We start from the raw sequence: 22543 nt of genomic DNA on the forward strand, positions 1-22543 counted from the left end.
TATTCACAATAAAGTTTTGATAGAAAGCAGAGTTTACACATTTTTTATAACTCAGAAATTGAGCGTAGAGATTGATTTTCGGGGGTTTTTGTTTTTTCTAAGTTAACTCCGATATGGAATAAGAAAATGAGAAATAGAGTGAGTTGCCAAGGGCATAGTGGTGAAGGTGCGAAAGATATTAGGAAATTGTGACCATGAAGACATGGATGTCCAATTAGCCAGGAGATACATAATTCTGTTATAGGCGAGAGGAATGGTAGGGCAAGAGAAAGGAGAATAAGAAAGAAGATAGGAAGCACGAACAGAGGAAAGAAGAGGTTAAAGATAAGACCGTCTAAAGGTAGGGACCCGAAAAAGTTTACAGTAGGGAAAAAGAGAAAGATTTGTGAGGATAGTCCTAGGGATAAGGCTCCCCAAATATAGCGAAGGAAAGGAAGAGAGTATTTTGGTGCTATTTGCTTCCACGGTGTATAGAAGAAACGGAAAAGGTGAGAAAAGAAAAGTAAAATACCCGAGGTAGCTAAGAAGCTTAAAGCGAATGCAGGAGAGAGAGGGGAGAAGATTAATGTGCAGAGAATACAGCCTATACCTAAACGATTGAGGCTTGAGCATACACCAGAAGAAAAAGGAGAGAGGCAAAGTAAAGATAAGGAAATCCAAGCTCGCCATACTGAAGGAGTCCCTGGAAACAATAGGGTTAATCCCAGAAGTATAACAAAGGTAAGAAAATATTTTATTCTTGTTGGAAAGATATAGAAAAAGAAAAACAAAAATGAAGTGCATAGGGAAAAATGCCACCCAGAAATAGCAAAAATATGAGCCAAACCCTTCTTTTTGAAAATTTCTTTTAAGTGTTTGGGTAAGGGAGTGCCAAGAAGAAGACTGGATGCAAAAGTTCCTGATTCTCCAGAAGAAAAAAGGTTTAGAATACGTCGATGACATGTTTCTCTTAGTTTATGGTGCAGTAGTGCTATTCTCGAAGGCTGTATTTCTTTATAGCAACCATTAGACTTAAAAATAATTTGGGATGTATGATTTAACGTCGTTCCTTGTAGATGGTATTTTTTATATAGTTCTAAGTGCGCATCTATAAGAATAGTACAGGAAACATGACGGTGTTTTTGTCCACAGGGATACGACAGGTGAATAGCTTCTCCAAAATATCTATTTTCTTTCCCCGATTTAATGACAAAGCTCCCCGAAGCTACTCCTCCATGAATAATAGAAGAAGGTTCCGATAGAATGATTAGAGGGATAAACCAGCAAGCCCCTATAAAAAGTTGTTGTTTCGGTTGTTTGGGGATAAATGGATGAAGAGCTACAAGGAGTATAGCCCCACATAGAGGGTAAGGACGCGATATTATCCCCGTTATCCAATATAATGCACTAATCAATAAAGGATGTTGTTGTTGAAAGTATCGGCAAGAATGGATTAGCTGTATCCATAGGGAGTGTAAGGTGTGAACAAGGACAGAGGATGAAAAAGTTTCAAAACGTATTAGCATCAACTCATTCTTTCCCTCAGCTCGAAGTATATTCTATAGAACAATTACGAGAGGAAATGTCTTGGGAAGCAATTTCCAAGAAGGCTCCGCGCTTGCCCCGAGGCTGGTACGAGCTAATGGGACTATCGAAAAAAGATAGATTAGACTTTTGCCAAGAGTATTGGCTTACTATTTTAGGAATAGATGATAATCAATTCCCAGGTATTTGTCGTTTTTTTTCTCTTTTAGACAGTTTAGATGTATATATTTATCGCTCTGCTAATGAGCCCTATGGAGTCAAAATGCTTTACACTTTTAGTGATGGGCGTTGTGGATTTCAAGGTGAGCCCCCCTTGTTAGATATGGAGGGGTATTGTTTCCCTAGTTTAGGGGATGACGGTTATCGCAAATTTTTTACCATTCACAATGGATTTGGTAAATGGGAAGATGAGGGGATTTTTTCTTACCGTTCTCTAGCTAAGGTACAACATAAATTGCGGCAGCTACTCATCCGTTTGGGCAAGATTCTTCATGAAGACAGTTGTGCGTCTTTGGGGATTTTTCCTTTTTATGGTTATGAAGAGCCTTTGACTTACCAGTGTTTTCTTTTTGATCCAGAAGTGCGTAGGGATTTTCCTTCTCCCAACATATTGTTAAGTGAGGAAAGCCTACAGCATAGAACTTTAGGAAGTATTGAACTTTTACATTTAACTACAAGTCACTATCCTTCTTTCATGGCTTGGCTAGAAAATTACTTGCATAGCGAAGAGGTGTATAGTGGATGAATGTAGAGGCTGTATTTTAGATATCGAGAATCCGGAAGAGCCTGTGGATTTTGATAATGAAGAAGAAGAATTAACATGCATATGTGTTGTAAAAAACACTTCTGGAATCCATGTGCGTCCTGCGGGGGCTATTGTAAAGTTGTTTGATGGTGAAGAATGTGAAGTAAATTTTACCTATGCGGGGAAGACGGTAAATGCCAAAAGTATCATGAGCATACTTATACTAGGGGCTCCACAAAATGGAGAGATTTTAGTGCGTATTAAAGGGAAAGATGCAGGTCGGGTATTGCAAAAAGTGCAGAATGCCTTTGACTCAGGTTTTGGAGAGTTATAAATGAACACACCCACGCCTTCTCTAGAGCAAAATAAGGAATGGCGAGTTCCTGGAATGACTTTAGTTCCTGGGGTAGCTATAGGAAAAGCTTTTTTCTTAGGCACCTCTCCTCTGCAAATTCATGAACTTACCTTGCCTCAAGAAGAGGTGGAACACGAAATACACCGTTATTATAAAGCATTAAACCGTTCTAAATCTGATATCGTTGCCTTAGAACAAGAAGCTCAGGGTAAGCAAGGTCAACAAGAAATCTCTTCAATACTCCAAGCACATCTGGAGATAATTAAAGATCCTATTTTGACAGAAGAGGTTGTAAATACTATCAGAAAAGATCGTAAAAACGCCGAATACGTCTTTTCTTCTGTTATGGAAAAAATAGAGGAGTCATTAACAGCAGTTCAAGGGACTTCTCTAGCTGTAGATCGTGTTCAGGATATCCATGATATTTCTAATCGTGTGATTGGTCATTTGTGCTGTCAGCATAAGAGTTCTTTAGGTGATGCAGATCAAAATATCATAGTTTTCTCTAAAGAACTTACTCCTTCAGAAGTCGCTAGTGCGAATCCTTCATATATTCGTGGATTTGTTTCTTTTATTGGGGCGCCGACCTCGCATACAGCTATCGTTTCTAGAGCGAAAAATATTCCCTATTTAGCGAATTTTTCTCAGGAAAACTGGGAACGTATTCAAGGATATACCGGGAAACTTGTCTTGATAGACGGTATTCGTGGTGAGATTATTTTTAATCCTAAATCAAAAACTCTTGAAAATTGTTATAAACAAAAGAGTACCTCATATAGTGTAAAATCGTATCCTCAACCGTCCCCACACGCGATAGTATCTTCTCATGCTGCAAGCCTTGAAGAGCTTCGCATGCTTTCGGAGTTCTTTCCACAAACTTCTATCGGGTTATTTCGTTCTGAGTTTCTTGCTATAGCTGAAGATCGTTTACCTACAGTAGAAGAACAAGCAATAGTTTATAAATCTTTAGCATTGTTTCCTGAACGGGTCTCTGTATTACGTTTATTTGATTTTGGTGAAGATAAGCTCTGCCCTGGTCAAGGGCCGATTAAAGAGCGCTCAATACGTTATTTATTGAAAAACTCGCATATGCTTGATGATCAGCTTTGTGCTATTTTAACAGCTTCGGTATCAGGTTCTTTGAAAGTGTTAATTCCTGGAACTGCTGATGTTATAGAAATTATAGAAGTGAAACGTCGGTTAGAGAATATACGTCGTTCTTTTAACAAAGATCATGCCATAGAAAATATTGCCTGGGGAAGCATGATAGAACTTCCTTCAGCAGTACTGATGATTGATGAGATTCTTCAGGAATGTGATTTTATTTCCATAGGAACGAATGATCTCATGCAATATACCTTAGGGAATAATCGAGAAACTATACTGCCTCATTATCTTGATAATCCACTGCATCCTTCGGTGATGCGCATGATTCGTCATGTAGTTTCTAGCGCGAAACATCGCGATGTTCACGTATCTATTTGTGGAGAGGCTGCAGCAAATCTTTCCTTAACACCATTTTTCTTAGGCTTAGGAGTCCAAGAACTATCAGTGGCTATGCCAGCAATTGTAGAACTGCGAGAAAGAATAGCATCTCTAAATTTCAGTGATTGTGTAGAACATACTGAAAAGTTATTAAGAGCCAGGACCTGTGCAGAAGTTCAGGCCCTGTTAGCTTAAAAAGGCATGCCGGCACGCATTACAGACAATTCTTTGTCCATAGCATCTTTAGCCTCTTTAAACGCTGAACGGAAAAGATCTTCAATAACTTCGGGATCTTCAGGATCAAGGCAGGTAGGCTTTACTTTTACAGAGACAATATCACATTTACCATTGATCACTACGGAGACAAGTCCATTACCGGCTTGTCCTTCATATTGCTTTTTCTCTAGAGAAGCTTCCATTTCTAAAAATTGTTGCTCCATGATTTTTGCTTCTTTTTTCTTTTTTGCATACCCGCTTCCCATGCGTTTACTCCTTGGTTAAAATTCCTGCAAACTCAACAACAGCAAATTGTAAAAGCGTATCTATAGTAGCTGATCCTACTAAAGAAGGGGAAGCTTCTTTTTGATGCTGAACTTTTGGAGTGGAAGATGGTGAAGTTAAGAAACTTTGATCTTGATAGTGTTTTTCAGGTTTTATAATGGGCTTTGAGGGTTCTTGCTGCTGAGGTATGTTTCTTGGTGTATCAAAAGTTGATGTTTTAAGTTGAGAAAATAGAGTTTCTAAAGAGGGACGCTGGCATATCCGAATGAGATGGATTATTACTGTTTCTAAAAATGTTTTTTCAAAAATAGTTTGTTGTAGATGTTTGGCTGCTTCGCCAAGGAAATCAATGATTTCTAATAAACATTCACTGGAATAGTGCATAGCTATTGTGGATAGAGGAGAATTTCCCTGATCTTTATTAAGAAGTACATCGCGATAAAAAACAGTGAGATCATGGAGAAAGGTGATTGGAGCTACTCCAGAATTGATCGCTGTAGTTACAGGAAGCAAAGCTTCAGCATATTTTTGCGTGCGAATACATTCTGATAATGTAGCTAAGGTGTCTTGAGATAATAAACCTAATGCGTCTGCAACCAATTCTGGGGATAAAGATTTAGGGAATAGCCCTATGACATAATCATAAAGGGATTCAGCGTCCCGTAGGCTTCCCTGAGCTGCCCTTGCAATAGGGAGAAGAGCTTCTCGAGAGGTTTCTATACCACCTGCTTGAGATATAGATTCTAGCTTATCTATGATCATTGTCTCAGGAATTCTTTTTAGGTGCATTTTTTGACAACGACTTAAAATTGTGCCTGGTATTTTATAATTTTCTGTAGTGGCTAAGAAGAATTTTACATGGCTCGGAGGCTCTTCTAAAGTTTTTAGTAAGGAATTAAATGCCTCCTTAGTCAGCATATGGACTTCATCTATGATATAGATTTTATATTGTGATTTGGCAGGAGTAAAGAGAACTGTTTCATTGATTTGACGGATATCTTCAATACCTCGGTGTGAGGCGCCATCGATTTCGATTACGTCTAAGGAGGTTCCTAAAGAGATTTCTTTACAAACACAACACTGGTTGCAAGGTTCATGTTCAGGAGTAAGTTCTTTACAGTTTAAGGCTTTTGCAAAGATTCTTGCTAAAGTTGTTTTTCCTGTTCCGCGAATTCCTGAAAATAAATAAGCATGCGCAACACGTTGAAACTGCAAAGCATTTTTTAAAACAGTGACCACGGCATCTTGCCCCAGAATTTCGGAAAATGTTTGAGGGCGATATTTTCTAGAAGAAACTTGGTATGTTGCTGATATCATTTGTTGTGCCTCTAAAAATGATTGCGAGGAGTTTTTTTATTTAATTCGGGTGACTATTTTTTCTAGGATTTCTAGACTGGATATCCCAAAAATCCACATATTAACAAATTCACAGTTGGAAGAGATCATTTTAACGTTCACTATAGTATAAGGGGTGGAAATTGTCCCTCTTTAATAAAGATATTTGTCGATTAGATATGAAGATAATATTTTCTAGGTAAAAAGCAGGATCCCGTCAATAGGCGTCATTTTTCTTTGTTATATATTAAGCTATGGTCAATAGTATGAAATCCTTAATTGAAATAGAGCAAAGTTCACGACTTAGATAATACACTTTAAGTGATGTCATTTGTTATAAGATTTTTAGAGTTTTCTTATTTGCAAGTGACAGAGTTTGTTTGTGAAGAGAATGAAAAGTTAGTTTTGAATAAAAAATAGCGTTTTGTTCTTTGGTGTGATAGCTAAAAAATAATAGATATATCTTGAATTGAGCATATGATCAAGCAAATGGAAGACCGTAGGCAAGTTTACCGGAGTTGCACTACTGCTGAAATAGATCGGCCGTGGTCAAGGTATCTTTTATGTTTTGGTATTACGGGTATTTTTGCACTAACATTATTCTCTTTTATTTATCTTAGAGTTCTTCATATTCCTGTCTATAAGGAGGGGGATTTTGCTCAGGTATCTTTGAACTCTCCTATAGATTTTTCTATTAGTTGGAATGTGCACGCGTTTTACAGTAAAAGAGCTACAATCCCAGAAGTATTTGGAAAGGTCTATCGCATCTGTGAAAATACTTGTTTTGAAGAGCCAGAAGAAGAAGAAACTCGTCGGTGGTTAAAAAAAACTCAAGATTTTCTTGGGTCCGTAGGATTTATAGATAGTTCTACGGAGACTTGTCTGCAAGATCTCCATTTGCGCCCCTCAGCTTTAAAAGAACGAGATCGTCTATTAGGGATTCACGTAAGTTCTGATTCTAGAGAAGTGATTCATCAATGTGTAGAACATGTGGATAATTTTCTAAAGTCTGAAAACTGTCCTGCATCATGTAGATTGCTCATTATAAACAACCTAAAGGAAAAACCCTTAGATATCTCGGTTGATAAGGAAAAGTCGGGCTATGTTAAGGGAGACTTGTTAGGGACGCGGCGCATAGAGTATTTTCGTAAAGGCAGCCCTATCATCCGACAGTATCAAAGAATTAGCTCTAGAGATGCAAAGATTCTTCGTTGCTTACGTCAGCAGCTTGTATCTTCAACAACATTGTTTTCTTATCGTGGAGTCTTAGGTGTTCTTCTATTAGTTGCAATTATTTTAATTTGGGGATACCGTTCATTGGTTACGTTTTGTCCAGAGTTACTAAAGTCACCAAAACGTTACACGCTTTACATTGCTATCTTTTCTCTATCTTTAATTGGAGCAAAAATTACAGAGACTCTTTGTGCTCTAGGGCCTCAAAGCTGGGACGTTTATCTTTCTTATCCTTTAATTCTTCCTTTTACCGCTATTCTTCTAGGTCATCTTGTGGGCATTCCTCTAGCTGGAGTTTCATGTACATTACTTGGGATTCTGTATACTCTAGAATCAGATATTTGGAATAACAGTTGGTTTCTTGTCATGAACCTGCTGAGTTCTTGGAGGATTTTATTCACATTAAATCGAGTTACGCGTTTATCTTCTCTATTTTGGTGCTGTATGAAGTTGTGGTGGGTATCCACGGCAATTTTAACAGGATTGCGTTTATTCTTTGATGTTGCTTCTATATCGGCTTTCCGTGCTGATTGCTTGGGGAGCTTTGTCTATAGTTTAATGACTGCATTAGGTGTAGGTGCGTTGATCCCTGTTTTTGAGTCCTCATTTGGTGCGTGTACCCATAACCATTTATTAGCATATTTAGATTCTGATTATCCTTTATTAAAACGTCTCTTTGAACAAGCTCCAGGTACTTATCAGCATTCTGTATTGGTGGGAATCCTTGCAGAATCAGCAGCTAACGCTATTAATGCCGATGGGCTTTTTTGCCGCGTTGTAGCGCAATATCATGACATTGGTAAGTTGATTAATCCTGGGTTTTTCCTAGAGAATCACCAGATGCTTGGAACTTCAGCAAGTAATCTTTCTCCTATAGAAAGTGCGAAAATGATCATGCGGCATATTCCCGAAGGGGTAGAGTTAGCAAGAAAAGCCGGTCTCCCCGATTCATTTATTCGTGTTATTGAAGAACATCATGGCACGTCAGTTATCCTCTCCACTTACCATCGTCATCTACAAAATAATCCCAATACAGGTGCTTCAGATGAGGAGCTCTTCCGTTATCCAGGAAGAAAACCTTCTTCTAAAGAGTCGACAATTATTATGATTGCAGATTCCTTCGAGGCTGCAGCCCGTTCTTTAGAAGGGACAAGCATGATGGCTTTAAGGGAGCTTGTAGACAAGATTGTATCAGCAAAAATGCATGACGGGCAGTTTGCAGATTCTCCTATAACTTTAGATGAGTTAACAACTATCTGTGAAACTATGGTGAAGACTCTTTATAGTGCTTTGCATTCTCGTGCAAAATATCCTGAAATGGCCTTAAAACCATGCGTGTAGGATAAATTTTAACTAGGATTTATTTTTGAAGCAACATTTCGTTACTCCTACTATATATGTTCCTAAACCTATAAAAGTTTTAGCTAGACCAACAATTAAAAGAATTGGAATAAGAAGAATAAGAAGGGGGGTCATCAGTCCTAAGCCCCCAAGCATAGACAAGATTATAGGTGACCACATAGTGTAGAACGTGTTTTGGCATTCGGGGCACCTGGCATTTGGTGTAAAGTTATATACCTTGTTGATGGTGGCTTGAGCTTTGGTGTATCTATAACAAAATATCCCAGCATAAATTAGACCAATAATCGGGATTAAAATCATAGGAAGATGTTGTAGATGACGCAATACATCATGCAGCACCATAGGGCATCCATGAATAACTTCTGGAAGTATAGTGGTAGGTACTTCACAAATACTACCATTATAGTTTACATGTGTATGTCTAGGAATTTCGACAGTGCTCATGAGCATTACGTAATTGAAAATATAAAGTGTTGTAATTAAGTTTTTTCAATTATTAATGTTTGAATTAGATAGGCTATTGTATTATCATTTATTAATTAGTTCTATTCATTTTTATGCAACAAGGAATCCTAACGTTTGAAACAAACATTTCAAAAACTTTACCACGCCTTATTGAAGATCTCTTGATAAAGAATATGAATTACAATTTTGAATTTAGAAACATCTGAGTTTTAAATGTAAATGGTTTGTTATGGGTTAAGCTATACTATACCGGGCTACTTTGATAAGAGTACAAACTTCTACATTGGATTTCGGGTGCGGAAGGATTTTCGCATGTCAAATTAAGTTTATAACGTTCGGTTGGATTGGGGGCGTTGACAACAAGAAATAATCTTAGAAACTAGAGATATAATTAAGCAGACAAGAGCAAGCAATCCCGCGAGAGGGAAGAAAATACCTAATCCACCAAATACAGCCATGGTAATATCAAAGTTCAAGCGGAAAGGATCAAGGTTTGAGCAAGTTAGGCATGGGCATTGTTCATTAGGTACGTAACTTAATTGTTGATAAGCTTGTTTCATTATAGTTTGTTTTTGATAGAAAAGATAAGCCGCGACGAATAGACCAACCACAGGAAGAAGGGCCAGGGTTTTTTCTAAATTAGCTCCGACGCAGCTTTGGTCAACACGGTTGTTTGGTACGCGCAGAGAGGGTGAGGCTGGCTGATCTAATTGACAGCCATTCTTAAACACATGTTTGTGTGCTGGAATAGACGTATTAACTATATGCATAATAGAAACACCTTAGTTAAGTTTTTATGAGTTTATTAAGGATTTTTTACCTAGGAACGTATTCTTTTTTCTATTTAGAGGAAGGGTGTTTCAATTTAAAAAAGTGTTTGCAAAATTGGACTAATAGAAAAAAAATAAGAGCATCTATTGTCGCATTAAGCTATATAAAAATAAAGCACTTTTTAAACTATTATAACCAGACACATAACGATCTCGAGGATAAGAAAAGGGGGTAGCGCTCCTATACCTCCTAAAATCCCGAAGGCAATCAAAGATTTGTAGTATTTAGGGTGTATACGAGAACAGAGTTTATTCTCTCACTGTTTATTCGGGATATAGTTTAAATTTGAATAAGCGGAGCGCATTACCGTAAATCTACGATAGATTACGAAAATACGAAAGGCATGTCATAGAATAGGAAGGACTGAGAAACGCACACTAATTTCGGGAAAGTACGCTGCTTTGCACACCGTTTTTGGAACAGATACAAAGGTGTTGTTAGTTTGTATATGGATATGGCCCGGTCAGATAATGGATGAAGTAAATCTCATCTTGCCTCATGAATTTAATAACTTATATGCGTATATTGTTTCATTTCTCTAAAAACACGAGCTAATTTTAATAGTAGAAAATAAGCTGTAGAAGCGGTGATAATCGTAGTTTCAGATTAAATTAGGGCTTAGGAGAGTTTCCTGGTATGTGTTTGCAGTATTTATAGGAAGCAAAAATGTTTTCCAGGCTTCTATATCTTTTCTTGCTGTAATCGCTAATCGGCCTTGAAGAGGGTGGTAAGGTGGAGGAAGTACTTTGGTATAGGGTAAATGTAGATGTAGTCGGAGAACAGCTGCTTTAGCAATAACAATAGCGTCATATTTTCCTTTTTCCAGCTGTTCCAGCCTTTCTTCTATAGTTCCACGAATATCAAGAACTCGTCCTTTAGGAAACAGCATTTTTAGTGTTTCTCCCCGACGTAAAGAAGAGCTGCCTAATCTAGGGACTTTAGGAAAGCGTTGCCATAAGTAGCGTTCCGCATAAACTAAGAGATCTGATGGGTCCAAACCTTGTGTTATAGCTACAACAGGGGTAGCAGGAGGGTCAGGAAGATCTTTTGCAGAATGTACAGCAAGATGGCAATTGCCACGAATGACAAGTTTGTCTACCGCATCTGTGAAAAATTGTGAATTCTCTACAAGACGTAAGGGAGTTGTTTTGTCTTTGTCTCCGCGAGTGCTTATCGTTTGTATTTGAATCCAAAGTTTAGGAAACCATGAACGCAGCAGACGCACGCATTCATGTACCTGAGCTTGTGCTAATGTCGACTTTCGAGAAGCTATGCGTAAGGGACGTCTTCCTAAATAAAAATCAGAAAGAAAAGGATCATTGTAACAATCGGATAGCATCTTTTATAGTTTTTACCCCTCGAATATCTAAGCTATTTTTAATTTCTAAAGATAGTCCTGCGATTTGTCCTTCAGGAATTACAGCACCCTCAAAACCCATGAGTTTACTTTCTTTAAGACGCCTCTCTAAATGCGTGACGTGGCGGATTTCGCCACCTAGGCCTATCTCTCCAGTAAATGTGTAATGTTGGGGAGAAAGACGATTATATAAAGAAGAGACTACAGCAAGTCCTGCTCCTAAATCTGCAGCGGGTTCAGTAATTTTTAATCCCCCGGCTATGGAAAGAAAAACATCAGCAGTATGTAATTTTATTTGAGCGCGCTTTTCTAGGACAGCTAAGAGTAATAAAAATCGATTTTGATCGAATCCTGAGGTTTTTCTAATAGGATTTGCAAAAGGAGAAGATGAAGCTAAAGCTTGCATCTCAATTAACAGGGTTGCGGAACCCTCAATAATAGGAATAATCGCAGAACCTGTGGTTTCTGTAATTTTTTCTTGTAGAAATAGCCCAGAGGGATTAGTGACTTCCTTTAAACCCTCAGTATGCATAGATAAAATAAGTAATTCGTTTGTGGGGCCGAAACGATTTTTCACAGAACGTATCATGCGATAATTTGCATGCGAGTTCCCTTCAAAATAAAGAACAGTATCTACAAGATGTTCTAAGACTCTAGGACCTGCAATTTCTCCAGATTTTGTTACATGACCAATAACAAAAGTTGTGATTTGGGATTGCTTAGCAATGTGCATCAGCTCAGAAGTGACTTCACGTACTTGAGCTACAGATCCTGGGGAAGAATGTAAGGCAGGAGTAAATACAATCTGAATAGAGTCAATAATTAAGATGTCAGGCTTGAGTGTTGCTATTTGCTGTTTGATATCATCAAGATTCGTCTCAGGAAAAAGGTAAATATTCGCATGAGAAATTTTTAAGCGACGTGCGCGTAATGATGTTTGCGTTACCGACTCCTCACCACAAACATAAAGTACTTTATGACCGCGATAGGCGAATTTTGCTGCTGTCTGTAAAAGTAACGTAGACTTACCTATTCCAGGGTCTCCACCTAATAGGGTAAGACTTCCTCGAACGGCACCCCCACCTAAAATGCGGTCCCATCCAGAATCTCCTACACACAAACGATCTTCCTCTCGCAGCTCTACGGTATTCAAGGATACTGCGGTTGCTTGCGGTTCGAGCCTTTTCTTGTTTTGATGAGGAGAAACATGTTCTTCAATTAATGTATTCCATTGTAAACATCCTGGGCATTGACCTAACCATTTAGGAGTCTGAGTGCCACATTCATTACAAGTCCATTGTATTTTTATCTTCATAGTCATGGGCGTCTAAAGCTTTTTGAGCAGCTAGTTTCTCTGCTTCTTTTTTTGATAAGGCAAATCCTTCACCCCAAACCTCATTATTAACTATTACGCGAATATGATACCCTGAAGCACCTTGTTGTGATGTCCACGACTCACATTGATATACGGGTAATGTGCGTAATTGTTTTTGTGTGAGCTGTTGTAATCGGTTTTTTGGATTCCCAAGCATGAGAGGAAGAATATCCTTTTTTGAAGGCAATAGAGGCACAGTGATTTGTCTTGCTGGAGCTAAACCGCCATCTAGATACACCGCACCCAAAATAGCCTCGAATAAATTTGCATAGGCTGAAGTTTTGCCTCGTTCATTTTGAATTCTTTCCCCCTTACCTATAAGTAGATATTCTCCTAATCCTAATGCGTCAGTATATTGACAGCAAGAAACAGCATTTATCAAAGCTGCGCGTGCCGTGGACAAAGTTCCCTCATCCATAGAGGGGAATAATAGGAATAAGTGTTCAGTTACGATTAAACATAACACGGCGTCTCCTAAGAATTCCAAACGCTCGCTGTCTTCGGTAATAGTTGCAGTCTCGTTCCTATAAGAAGGGTGAGTGAGAGCTGTAACTAAGAGTTTCGGTTGAGTAAATGTAAAATTTAATTTAGCTTCAACTTCTTTAATATTGATCAGATTATTCATAAAATTATGAAATGTTGCCCTATTAATATATAACGCATTAGTTGTCGGAGTTTTTTTATAGGCGGAAAAGGGCTTAAAGTCTATAGTACTTTTGGTAGAATTCTCTTAAATGGATGAGTATGAGGTTCGTTCTACATTTAGAACACCTGCGCCATTTTCAAAATCAAGGTAGTATATTATTCGAAGATCTGGTCTCTAGTAATGAGTGTTTTGCTTTAGAAATAAAACTAAAACATTTCGTAGAATCAGTGTCTAAAAATACAAAAGATGTGCGCTGGAGAGAAAATATATTCCGTTCCCTTCCCCAAGTGTCCACTTTAGTTAAAAAGCGGAGGTTGGATGTTTTTGCCGCCAATCTTGTTCATCGGCCACGATTATCTTTGGTTGGGGATTTTTGGGTTTTCCCCGGAGATAAAATTGTAGAGAGAGAAGAAGATTGTCAGCTACTTCTATGTTTATCCGGAGAGAAGATAGGGCAGGGAGTCTTTTTTACCGGATGTTATCCTACAGAGCTTTATTTTCCTCAAGCAAACGAAACAGCCTTGCTTCTTTCTTTCTCTTCTGCAGGGATTCCAATTTCTTAAAGAAATTTCCTTCTTTTAAATGCACGAAATTGTTTGCCTAGAGCTATTTTTATGTTATGACGACATAAAATTGCGATTTGTGTTTAGGAACTTTTATGCAGTATCTTCAGCAGAAAATAGAAGCTCTTTGCAGCCCCATAACAACAAAGAATATCCTTACTTGGTTATCTAACGATTGTAATAAAAAAGATAAGGATACCATAGCTGAGCTTCTAAAAAATGATCCACAACGTCTTGAAGAGCTATTCGGAACGACTCTTTCCTTTGGTACAGGTGGGCTGCGGAGCCCTATGGGATTAGGTACCAATAGAATCAATGTTTTTACTGTAAGACGTGCTACTCAGGGATTGGCTCAAGTATTAAAAAAACATAATCCCCATTCTGGAGATCCCATTCGCGTGGTTATAGGCTATGATACGCGCCATAATTCTTTCGATTTTGCTCAAGAGACTGCTAAGGTTTTAGCAGGAAATAAAATTCACGTTCTCATATTTAAGAACCCTGAACCTTTGGCTCTTGTCTCTTTCACTTTAAGAGCAGAACAAGCTTTGGCAGGAGTAATGATTACAGCTTCTCATAATCCTCCAGAGTATAACGGGTATAAAGTGTACATGGCATCGGGAGGACAGGTACTCCCACCTTTGGATCAGGAAATTATGCACGCATCCGCACATATAGAGGAGATTGCAATCGTTGGCTCATTACAAGATCCTTATATTCATTTTATAGGGGAGGAATATGAGCAAATGTATGTCGAAACTGTGCATAAACTGCAGCTCTATCCTGAAGATAATCGTATTTCTGGACAAGCGATCCATGTAAGCTATTCTCCACTACATGGAACAGGAGTCGCCATGATTCCTCGAGTTTTAAGAGATTGGAGTTTCCCTATGGTCAAGCTTGTTGAAAAACAGGCTATTCCTGATGGCGATTTCCCCACAGTACACTTGCCCAACCCTGAAGATCCTGAAGCACTCACTTTGGGTATTGAGCAAATGATAAAAAATCAAGATGATATTTTTATAGCTACAGACCCTGATGCAGACCGGTTAGGAGTTGTGTGTTTGCATGAGAAGCAACCCTATATATTTAACGGAAATCAAATAGCCTGTTTGCTTGCAGATCATATTTTACGTGCTTTGTCTGCTCGCGTTCCTTTAGGAAAGGAGGATAAAGTAGTTAAAAGTTTAGTAACTACAGAGATGCTCGCTGCAATCGTAAAATTTTATGGTGGTGATATCGTGAATGTAGGGACAGGATTTAAATATATCGGTGAGAAAATAGAAGCTTGGCGAGGGAGTGTAGTAAGATACATATTTGGTGCCGAAGAATCTTACGGTTACCTGTATGGCACACATGTAGAAGATAAAGATGCTATGAGTACGTCGGCATTAATTACAGAGGCGGCTTTGCATCAGAAGCTCCAAGGAAAAACGCTTCGAGATGCTATTTTAGACTTATATGAAACCCATGGATATTTCATGAATAAAACGCTTTCGTTGTCTTTTGAAGAAGGAAAAGAAAGTGTAATGAAATCACATATAGAAAAGTTGGCAATGCTCGATCCTTCCACAATGTCCTTAAGAGGATATTCCGTTGACACATTTGAAAATTATTATCAAGGAATAGGAATCAATATTACCTCCGGGACTACATATAAATTGACCCTCCCTAAGATGGCCATGTTGTGTTATTATTATCAAAATGGAGGAAAAATTATCGTTCGTCCTTCAGGCACAGAACCTAAAATCAAACTCTATTTTGAGCTTGTAAATCATTACGAAGTAATCACAGGCAGTAAAAAAGAGCAAAGACAGAGAGAAGAGGAGAGCATGGAACAATTAGAGAAGTTTATTGCTGAATTTAAAGAGAAATTTTTCTCTATAGAGTCGGAAGAATAAAATTAAAATCAGCTTGTAGTAATATCTTCAGCGCATCTACACTGACAAAATAGAAAATTGGTTATTTTTGTTCCAGGATCTCTTGTTTTTAGAGGCGAAAGCAAAAATACATCGATGAAAAAGAATATCACCAAACAACGTTCTTGATATAACTCAAGACAGATATGAAGGACTTCCTTATGACCTTTGTGCCCTATACTTTGCCCCAATTGCCCTATGATTATTCTGCTCTAGAGCCAGTAATTAGTACCGAGATTATGCATCTACATCATCAAAAGCATCATCAAGGTTATATAAATAATTTGAATGAGGCTTTGAAGAAGTTAGATCTGGCTGATGTACAACAAGACCTTACGCGACTGATTTCTTTGGAGCCGACTATACGATTTAATGGCGGAGGGCATATTAACCACTCCTTATTTTGGGAAATGCTCGCCCCGATAGGTCAAGGCGGAGGAGTCCCTCCAAAACACGGCTTACTTAAGCTTATTGAGAAGTTCTGGGGAACTTTCGATAACTTTTTAAAAGAATTTATTAAATTCGCCGCTCCGATTCAGGGTTCCGGATGGGCTTGGCTAGCTTTTTGTCCCGAAAAACAGGAGCTTATGCTACACGCAACAGTAAACCAGGATCCTCTAGAAGCAACCACTGGTAAGGTGCCTCTTCTCGGAGTAGATGTCTGGGAGCATGCGTATTACCTCCAGTATAAAAATGTTAGATTAGATTATTTAAAAGCAATTCCTCAAGTAATTAATTGGGGATATATTGAAAAAAGATTTTCTGAGATAACTAATTAAAAGAGTATTTTTAATTGAAGAGTTAATAACTTTAATTTAAAATTGCTTATGCTAAAAAATTGGATTGGGTAGCTTGTGCGTTTATTTTCTTACGATAAACCTAAGATTAAAGTGCAAAAGATAAAAGCTGATGGTTTTAGCGGGTGGTTAAAATGCACGCATTGCCATGAAATGATTCATGCAAATGAATTAGGACAAAATTTTAATTGTTGTCCTAAGTGCTCTTACCACTATCGTATTACCGCAACTGAGCGCATCAAATTGCTCACTGACAAAGATTCTTGGCGTCCTTTGTACACAAGTCTAAAATCACAAGATCCTCTAAAGTTTGTCGATACTGACACCTACGCAAATCGTTTGGCTAAAGCTAGAAAAGATAACACAGAAAGCGAAGGCGTTCTCGTGGGTATTTGTACCATAGGAGAGCATCCTGTGGCTTTGGCTGTTATGGATTTTAATTTTATGGCAGGCTCTATGGGTGCTGTGGTTGGTGAAAAGTTGACGCGCCTTATAGAAAAAGCTGTAGAATCCAAGCTCCCCGTGATTATTGTATGTGCTTCGGGAGGTGCTCGGATGCAAGAATCAGTGTTCTCTTTAATGCAAATGGCAAAAACATCTGCGGCATTAGCAAAGTTACACGAAGCTGGTCTGCCTTATATCTCCGTGTTGACTAATCCTACGTCCGGAGGGGTTACAGCTTCTTTTGCTTCTTTAGGTGATGTAATTATTGCAGAACCCAAAGCTCTTATTTGCTTTGCCGGTCCTCGGGTTGTTGCTCAAGTGATAGGTGAAGATCTTCCTGAAGGTGCTCAAAAATCTGAATTTCTTCTCGAACACGGAATGATTGATAAAGTGGTAGAGAGAAAACAATTAAAGAGTACTTTGCAGAGTTTACTTGATTACTTTTGTTCTCAAGAATACACTGGCGGCCAGGATAAAGCTCCTAGGGATCTATCCAAGACGCTTAAAGAAATTTTTTTATTGACAGATGACAGTGAATGAAACATCATACCCGCTACTCGTAGTAACCACGGCGCTGTTCCTATTATGACTATATTATGTGAATTAGAATCTGGAGTAGGTCTTCCAGAATATGCTACCGAAGGTGCTTCCGGAGCAGATCTTCGAGCTAATATTGAAGAGCCGATTGCTGTCTTGCCAGGACAACGTGTACTGGTTCCTACAGGAATAAAAATGCAGATCCCACAAGGCTATGAAGTTCAGGTACGTCCACGCAGCGGATTGGCACTGAAGCATGGGATTATGGTTGTTAATTCTCCGGGAACAATTGATGCCGATTATCGTGGCGAAGTTTGCATTATACTTGCCAATTTTGGAGAGAGTACTTTTATTATCGAACCCAAGATGCGCATTGCTCAAGCTGTAGTTGCTCCCGTAGTCCAGGCAAAGTTTATAGCCGTGGATCAAGAAGAAGGACTAACGACAACGTCTCGGGGAAGTAGAGGTTTTGGGCATACCGGAGAGAAGTAACATGCCTTTCTATTGCGAGAGTCAACCTGATTTTTCCTTGTTTTCTCTTTTATCTCCCAACTTGATTATGTTTTTGAATAAAGCCTCGCGGGATGAGATTCTCCAAGATCTTACGGATCTTGCTAGTACTGCCGGTTTACTTGAGAATAAAGAAGAATTTTTTCAAGCGCTTGTGACTCGTGAAAATATTATGTCTACCGGTATTGGTATGGGCGTGGCAATTCCACACGGTAAATTGCCTAGTTGTTCTGACTTTTTTATCGCTATCGGTATCCACCCTCAAGGAATTCTCTGGGATGCTATAGATGGGGCTTTAGTGCGTTTGGTATTTCTGATAGGGGGGCCGGATAATGCTCAAGCTGAGTATCTCAAATTGTTATCTATATTGACTCTTTCGCTCAGAGATGAATCTCGACGTCAAAAGTTGCTCCAAGTGACAACTATTGAAGAAGTTATGAATGTGTTTTTAGGAATGTAGTGTTATGGATTTGAAATTAGAAGAGCTAGCTTCTTTATTGGATATTTCTGAAAATACGGTCCGTCGGTGGCTAGATGAGGGAGCTATCCCCAGTTACAGTATGAATAATGAACATAGATTTAATCGAGAAGAAATAGAAGATTGGATCCTAAATAATCAAGCGCTACTAGGATTAGAAAAAGAAGAAAAAACAGACAAAGATTTTCGTGACCTGTCTTTGAAGTATAGTTTATATAAAGCCATTTATCGTGGGGGCGTTATTCGCAACGTAGCGGTAAAAAATAAAGCCGAAGCTTTGCAATACGCTTCTTCATACATAGCTGAGAAATTTAATCTTGACGCGAGTGTTCTTTTCGAAATGCTTACTTATCGAGAAAGTCTGATGTCCACAGGTATCGGAGAAGGAATAGCCCTTCCTCATGCTAAAGACTTTTTAATCAACGCGTACTACGATGTTGTTGTTCCTATGTTCCTATCAAACAGTATTGACTTTGGTGCTCTTGACGGAAAGCCAGTGAGTGTTTTGTTTTTCCTTTTCGCATCTCAAGACAAAAGTCATTTAAATTTAATAAATAAAATTGTCCATCTCGGTATGTCTTTAGAAGCACGAAGTTTCCTGACAAACTACCCAGAAAAAGACCAACTTCTTGCTTACATTAAGAATTGGGAATCACAAATTCATTAACTATCAATCTCTATAAAAGATTTGCAAGTCCAAGTTGTGAAAAAAGTCCTATTGTTGTTATGGTGATCTCATAGGCTGATCTAGGAGATTATAGCAGCATGATGAGTTCTAAGCGTACTTCGCAACTTGCAATGCTTTCCATTTTGTTAACTTTCACTCACTCTGTCGGTTACGCAAGTGCTACAGTTGCTCCTTTTGAAGTTAGCTCCGCGTATTCTGAAGCTTCTTTAGTTGCTTTGGAAAGTCCAAAAAGCAAGAAAGAGATAAGAATTCACAAGATACAAGAACGTAGGCTTGCAAAGAAGATATTAAAGGAAGCCTCTGAAGAGCAAAAAAATACTAAAGATGTAGCAAGTCAGCCTAAAAAATTCGATAAAATTGCGGCCTTATTCGCCAATAAGTTCGGAAAGGAACAAAGAGCTCGTTGTCAAGAACGTAAGAAACAACACCTTGCTTTTAAAGAGCAATATCGTTCAAAGACTCAAGAACGTAAGGCAGAGCAACGTGTTCTGGCTCAACAACTTAAGCAGAGTATCGACCTTTGCTGTGAAGAACTTGTTCAGCATGGAACAGAAAATCTTTTAACTCGCGGTGGGAAATATTCACGAAGATACAATAAATTTCGTAATTGTGAACAAACTGTTCAAGCAAATAATCAGTCCGCTTGTTCTATACCTAACTTGTCAGCAAGAGAAAAAGCTAAACTTAGAAAAAGAGTTGGTACATTAGTTCGCGCAGCTCCTCATAGTGAGACACCTAGGTCTTTGCTAAAAACAATAATTGTGAATAGAGATCCAAAGGTCTCTCCAGACAACAAAGAAGAGATTCGAGTTGTTCACAATATAAAAGACGGTCCTGTATTACCTATTTTTGTTCGTCCTGATGTAAAAGTAGTTTCTCAAGAAGAGAGAAATAAGCTGATACAAGATTTAGCTAGAGAGCAAAGAATTGCAAAGAGAAAATCTTCGAGAGAAGCTCTAGAAGCTCGAGTAAAAGAAAATAAAATCCCCAGAGGCGGGAAAATTACCTCGACATTACGTTATGATGTCGAAAAAGCTGCAGCTGTTAAGGTTAGACGTAATTCGTCAGTAAATTCTCAGGTGCGAGCTCAAAAAGCATCAAATGGACGAAGAAACTCTCGTAACGAACAAAGCCAACAAGATTCGGCTCAAAATCCTAAACCCAATTCTTCTGACAAGCAAGGTCAACTTACTAGCAATACGCCTACCGATAATTATTATGGCGTGACTTCAGCGGCAGGAAATACAAACATAAATAGCTATCTAACTGCAAAGCAGTATAGTTGTGACTCCTCAGAAACAGACTGGCCATGCTCCTCATGTGTTGCTAAGCGTCGTACGCATACAAGTATTTCTGTATGTACCATGGTTGTTACTGTGATTGCTATGATCGTAGGAGCTATCATTATTGCTAATGCTTCAGACTCTACAACCGCTAATGGTGGTGGAACAACAACTCCACCGGCCCCATCACCAGCACCCTAAAATGCATTTAGAGCATTAGATTTATGCGCAAGAGATAGAAGGTCATTGGGTTCTATCTGTTTTTTTCTGTCTATGAATTTTGTTAATTCGATAGTTTATCTATTTAATTTTGTAGTTAATTGATTCCGGTTGGATAATTAATTATATGATTAATCATTACTTTTATTTTTATTTTAATTATGTCTGAACAACATCCAATATATCAAAGCCCTAGGTTAAACCAGATCGAGATTGGGAAATCCTTTCTAGATAATAATCCTAAAGCTGCCAGAGCTCTTCAGATTGTGGGAATTATACTCGCTATTTTATCTGTAGTTTCTTCTGTGTTTCTTGTAGTAGCAACTCCCATAGGTTTGCCTATTTCTATGGCCTTAGGAGGAGTTTTTCTCGGTATAGGAGGAAGTATGCTTTTTACTTCTATAAACTCTTTGGCTAATAGTGTGAAAAGGGCCGCTGTCGAGAAGAAGCGTCAGAATATCTTAATCCAAGAAAAATCTGAGGAGATAGAGGTAAGAAATCAGACACAGGGAAGCATTTGGCCTAAGTACAATAAGATGGTGGATAGGTTTGCTAATTTAAACATGCGCATAGGTAAGCATGAAAAAAGCGTCTTAAAACAAATGGACAGAGAAGAAGGACTTGAACTTATTGAAAACTTAGACCGGATTACCGGAGATTATATCATTTGTACAGGTTTACTAGAAGGACGCCAAGAAGTCTATTCTGAAGAAGATTTCGCACAAAGCGAGGATAGTTATCCAACTGCTATAAGGAAGAATGATCTCTTGATCAAATTAGGAAATAGTATTGTATCTAAGTTGTCGAAGGGTGGCGGTGTCTTTTCTTTAAAATTACAGCAACTAAGTAAGAGTATGTCGAAAGTTCATGCTGGAGTTACTCTAGGTTTAGTAGCTGGAGGTATTGCTGCTGTTGGTGTTATTGCTGCATTAATTCCTGGGGGAATACAGGCTCTTCCGTTAATTATTGCATCAGCGATAGGAATAGGTTTAGCAATTCTGGGATTATCTTATGCAATAAAAACAATATTAAAGAGATCCAAGACAAACAAAAAACAGTTACTCAATGATTTAAAATCGGAAATAGATATTGATGCGCTTAAAGATATGACCCGTCATCAACATGTTCTTATGGGAATGTTGAAAAATTCGTTACAAACTGATCAAAGAATGACCTTGGATCATAAAGATTTTTATGAGGATTACAACAAAGTCCGTGATACTTTACAGATGTTAAATGAACATCTTGATGAAATAGAGTTTAAATACAAATATGCAAGTCAAAGTTATCAGAGACGTGCTGATAGTTTAGAAAAAACCTTACTTCAACTTTCGGATAATAAGAATGCTTTAGAGGAAGGGATATACTATCCTCAAGTTCCTGCTGGTGATCGCGCAGGATTATTGAGCGATACAGCAGGATTTGATGAGCTGGTAGCTCAAGGTATACAAGCTTCGCGAGAAAGACGGCAAAAAGATCAAAGAGGGGAAGTTTTGATAGGTAATTATTCTCAATATTTAGAGGAAGATGATCTAGCATTTGGTGATGGGTGGAGTCCTTCTGGTAAACGTGCTCTCGAGACTATGTGGTCGGCAAAGCCAACAAAAATGAATGAGGAAGATTATTTCATTTTAAATGAAGATGTAAACAAAGTCCTTCGCTCCTATCGAAATGATATACTACGTATGAAAGAAGATATTGCTCGCACTGAAAATCTCTTTAAGGAGCTTAAAGCAGGAAAACAACGGATTGAGATATTCTCAGACCAGATAATTGATATTTTGTATAACGTATCTAGCAATTGTCAGGAAATTCTTAATTATTTAGTGGAAATGCAAATGCGATTAGTTTCATTGGTAGAATATGACCTAACGGAATATTCATAATAAAG

21 protein-coding genes are annotated in these 22543 nt (G+C 38.3%); 13 read left to right on the forward strand and 8 right to left on the reverse strand.

The window, feature by feature from the left end; all coding sequences use genetic code 11:
- Positions 1-44: 44 nt before the first annotated feature.
- Positions 45-1505 (reverse strand): ComEC/Rec2 family competence protein, encoded by a 1461-nt coding sequence (locus E1N70_RS03640; protein WP_131744195.1) that lies wholly within the window; start codon positions 1503-1505, stop codon positions 45-47.
- Between E1N70_RS03640 and E1N70_RS03645 the strand changes: the two genes are divergently transcribed.
- The 3 genes from E1N70_RS03645 to ptsP are packed head-to-tail and all read left to right on the forward strand — an operon-like array spanning position 1478 to position 4304.
- Entirely contained in the window at positions 1478-2269 is a 792-nt protein-coding gene (locus E1N70_RS03645) for a hypothetical protein (protein WP_131744196.1), read from the forward strand. The two genes, E1N70_RS03640 and E1N70_RS03645, sit on opposite strands and share 28 nt — an antisense overlap.
- A 22-nt stretch (positions 2270-2291) precedes the next feature.
- On the forward strand, positions 2292-2603 hold the full coding sequence (locus E1N70_RS03650; protein WP_244201114.1) for an HPr family phosphocarrier protein: 312 nt from the start codon (positions 2292-2294) through the stop codon (positions 2601-2603).
- Positions 2604-4304 carry a phosphoenolpyruvate--protein phosphotransferase gene (gene ptsP / locus E1N70_RS03655; RefSeq protein ID WP_131744198.1) on the forward strand — a complete coding sequence of 567 codons (1701 nt, stop codon included), beginning with the start codon at positions 2604-2606 and terminating at the stop codon, positions 4302-4304.
- Here ptsP and E1N70_RS03660 read toward each other — a convergent pair.
- Both E1N70_RS03660 and dnaX read right to left on the reverse strand, forming a co-directional pair.
- A complete protein-coding gene (locus E1N70_RS03660) occupies positions 4301-4591 on the reverse strand; it encodes a YbaB/EbfC family nucleoid-associated protein (protein WP_131744199.1) in 291 nt (96 codons plus the stop codon). The genes ptsP and E1N70_RS03660 overlap by 4 nt on opposite strands.
- A 4-nt stretch (positions 4592-4595) precedes the next feature.
- Positions 4596-5927, reverse strand: coding sequence for a DNA polymerase III subunit gamma/tau (gene dnaX, locus E1N70_RS03665; protein WP_131744200.1), 1332 nt, complete (start codon positions 5925-5927; stop codon positions 4596-4598).
- 495 nt (positions 5928-6422) lie between these two features.
- Between dnaX and E1N70_RS03670 the strand changes: the two genes are divergently transcribed.
- Positions 6423-8519, forward strand: coding sequence for an HDIG domain-containing metalloprotein (locus tag E1N70_RS03670; protein ID WP_131744201.1), 2097 nt, complete (start codon positions 6423-6425; stop codon positions 8517-8519).
- Between the two features lie 12 nt (positions 8520-8531).
- Here E1N70_RS03670 and E1N70_RS03675 read toward each other — a convergent pair whose 3' ends face one another.
- From E1N70_RS03675 to rnc, 5 genes are all read right to left on the reverse strand, one after another.
- Positions 8532-8984 carry a hypothetical protein gene (locus E1N70_RS03675; protein ID WP_208638308.1) on the reverse strand — a complete coding sequence of 151 codons (453 nt, stop codon included), beginning with the start codon at positions 8982-8984 and terminating at the stop codon, positions 8532-8534.
- A 347-nt stretch (positions 8985-9331) separates the two neighbouring features.
- Entirely contained in the window at positions 9332-9775 is a 444-nt protein-coding gene (locus E1N70_RS03680; protein WP_131744203.1) for a hypothetical protein, read from the reverse strand.
- 662 nt (positions 9776-10437) lie between these two features.
- Positions 10438-11175: a hydroxymethylbilane synthase gene (locus E1N70_RS03690; protein WP_131744204.1), complete on the reverse strand. Its 738-nt coding sequence runs from the start codon at positions 11173-11175 to the stop codon at positions 10438-10440.
- Complete coding sequence (radA, locus tag E1N70_RS03695) at positions 11153-12514, reverse strand: DNA repair protein RadA (protein ID WP_131744205.1); 1362 nt, start codon at positions 12512-12514, stop codon at positions 11153-11155. The genes E1N70_RS03690 and radA overlap by 23 nt, the downstream gene beginning before the upstream one ends.
- Positions 12480-13193: a ribonuclease III gene (rnc, locus tag E1N70_RS03700; RefSeq protein WP_131744206.1), complete on the reverse strand. Its 714-nt coding sequence runs from the start codon at positions 13191-13193 to the stop codon at positions 12480-12482. The genes radA and rnc overlap by 35 nt, the downstream gene beginning before the upstream one ends.
- A 119-nt stretch (positions 13194-13312) precedes the next feature.
- On the opposite strand from rnc, the gene E1N70_RS03705 reads away from it, so the two are divergent.
- The 9 genes from E1N70_RS03705 to E1N70_RS03745 all read left to right on the forward strand — a co-directional run bounded on the left by E1N70_RS03705 (position 13313) and on the right by E1N70_RS03745 (position 22538).
- Positions 13313-13777, forward strand: a complete 465-nt coding sequence (locus tag E1N70_RS03705; RefSeq protein WP_131744207.1) for a DUF5070 domain-containing protein — start codon at positions 13313-13315, stop codon at positions 13775-13777.
- A gap of 95 nt (positions 13778-13872) precedes the next feature.
- Complete coding sequence (locus E1N70_RS03710; protein WP_131744208.1) at positions 13873-15678, forward strand: phospho-sugar mutase; 1806 nt, start codon at positions 13873-13875, stop codon at positions 15676-15678.
- 179 nt (positions 15679-15857) lie between these two features.
- Entirely contained in the window at positions 15858-16475 is a 618-nt protein-coding gene (locus E1N70_RS03715; RefSeq protein ID WP_131744441.1) for a superoxide dismutase, read from the forward strand.
- A 75-nt stretch (positions 16476-16550) separates the two neighbouring features.
- Positions 16551-17477, forward strand: a complete 927-nt coding sequence (gene accD / locus E1N70_RS03720) for an acetyl-CoA carboxylase, carboxyltransferase subunit beta (RefSeq protein WP_131744209.1) — start codon at positions 16551-16553, stop codon at positions 17475-17477.
- A gap of 45 nt (positions 17478-17522) precedes the next feature.
- Positions 17523-17966: a dUTP diphosphatase gene (gene dut / locus E1N70_RS03725; protein ID WP_131744210.1), complete on the forward strand. Its 444-nt coding sequence runs from the start codon at positions 17523-17525 to the stop codon at positions 17964-17966.
- 1 nt (position 17967) lies between these two features.
- Positions 17968-18444, forward strand: a complete 477-nt coding sequence (locus E1N70_RS03730; protein WP_131744211.1) for a PTS sugar transporter subunit IIA — start codon at positions 17968-17970, stop codon at positions 18442-18444.
- Positions 18445-18448: 4 nt separating this feature from the next.
- Positions 18449-19129, forward strand: a complete 681-nt coding sequence (locus E1N70_RS03735) for a PTS sugar transporter subunit IIA (RefSeq protein WP_131744212.1) — start codon at positions 18449-18451, stop codon at positions 19127-19129.
- Positions 19130-19227: 98 nt separating this feature from the next.
- On the forward strand, positions 19228-20634 hold the full coding sequence (locus tag E1N70_RS03740; RefSeq protein WP_131744213.1) for a hypothetical protein: 1407 nt from the start codon (positions 19228-19230) through the stop codon (positions 20632-20634).
- A gap of 179 nt (positions 20635-20813) precedes the next feature.
- Positions 20814-22538 carry a stage II sporulation protein M gene (locus E1N70_RS03745; protein WP_131744214.1) on the forward strand — a complete coding sequence of 575 codons (1725 nt, stop codon included), beginning with the start codon at positions 20814-20816 and terminating at the stop codon, positions 22536-22538.
- Positions 22539-22543: the final 5 nt, after the last annotated feature.

The organism is Chlamydia buteonis, assembly GCF_900634605.1.
GTDB lineage: Bacteria > Chlamydiota > Chlamydiia > Chlamydiales > Chlamydiaceae > Chlamydia > Chlamydia buteonis.

What these genes read in the sequence shown, in the direction of transcription:
- ptsP (WP_131744198.1), top strand. Translation starts at nt 2,604, where the DNA reads ATGAACACACCCACGCCTTCTCTAGAGCAAAATAAGGAATGGCGAGTT.
- E1N70_RS03640 (WP_131744195.1), bottom strand. Translation starts at nt 1,505, where the DNA reads ATGCTAATACGTTTTGAAACTTTTTCATCCTCTGTCCTTGTTCACACC.
- E1N70_RS03735 (WP_131744212.1), top strand. Translation starts at nt 18,449, where the DNA reads ATGGATTTGAAATTAGAAGAGCTAGCTTCTTTATTGGATATTTCTGAA.
- radA (WP_131744205.1), bottom strand. Translation starts at nt 12,514, where the DNA reads ATGACTATGAAGATAAAAATACAATGGACTTGTAATGAATGTGGCACT.
- E1N70_RS03730 (WP_131744211.1), top strand. Translation starts at nt 17,968, where the DNA reads ATGCCTTTCTATTGCGAGAGTCAACCTGATTTTTCCTTGTTTTCTCTT.
- rnc (WP_131744206.1), bottom strand. Translation starts at nt 13,193, where the DNA reads ATGAATAATCTGATCAATATTAAAGAAGTTGAAGCTAAATTAAATTTT.
- E1N70_RS03740 (WP_131744213.1), top strand. Translation starts at nt 19,228, where the DNA reads ATGATGAGTTCTAAGCGTACTTCGCAACTTGCAATGCTTTCCATTTTG.
- E1N70_RS03670 (WP_131744201.1), top strand. Translation starts at nt 6,423, where the DNA reads ATGATCAAGCAAATGGAAGACCGTAGGCAAGTTTACCGGAGTTGCACT.
- dut (WP_131744210.1), top strand. Translation starts at nt 17,523, where the DNA reads ATGACTATATTATGTGAATTAGAATCTGGAGTAGGTCTTCCAGAATAT.
- E1N70_RS03680 (WP_131744203.1), bottom strand. Translation starts at nt 9,775, where the DNA reads ATGCATATAGTTAATACGTCTATTCCAGCACACAAACATGTGTTTAAG.
- E1N70_RS03660 (WP_131744199.1), bottom strand. Translation starts at nt 4,591, where the DNA reads ATGGGAAGCGGGTATGCAAAAAAGAAAAAAGAAGCAAAAATCATGGAG.
- E1N70_RS03715 (WP_131744441.1), top strand. Translation starts at nt 15,858, where the DNA reads ATGACCTTTGTGCCCTATACTTTGCCCCAATTGCCCTATGATTATTCT.
- E1N70_RS03690 (WP_131744204.1), bottom strand. Translation starts at nt 11,175, where the DNA reads ATGCTATCCGATTGTTACAATGATCCTTTTCTTTCTGATTTTTATTTA.
- E1N70_RS03710 (WP_131744208.1), top strand. Translation starts at nt 13,873, where the DNA reads ATGCAGTATCTTCAGCAGAAAATAGAAGCTCTTTGCAGCCCCATAACA.
- dnaX (WP_131744200.1), bottom strand. Translation starts at nt 5,927, where the DNA reads ATGATATCAGCAACATACCAAGTTTCTTCTAGAAAATATCGCCCTCAA.
- E1N70_RS03645 (WP_131744196.1), top strand. Translation starts at nt 1,478, where the DNA reads ATGAAAAAGTTTCAAAACGTATTAGCATCAACTCATTCTTTCCCTCAG.
- E1N70_RS03675 (WP_208638308.1), bottom strand. Translation starts at nt 8,984, where the DNA reads ATGAGCACTGTCGAAATTCCTAGACATACACATGTAAACTATAATGGT.
- E1N70_RS03745 (WP_131744214.1), top strand. Translation starts at nt 20,814, where the DNA reads ATGTCTGAACAACATCCAATATATCAAAGCCCTAGGTTAAACCAGATC.
- E1N70_RS03705 (WP_131744207.1), top strand. Translation starts at nt 13,313, where the DNA reads ATGAGGTTCGTTCTACATTTAGAACACCTGCGCCATTTTCAAAATCAA.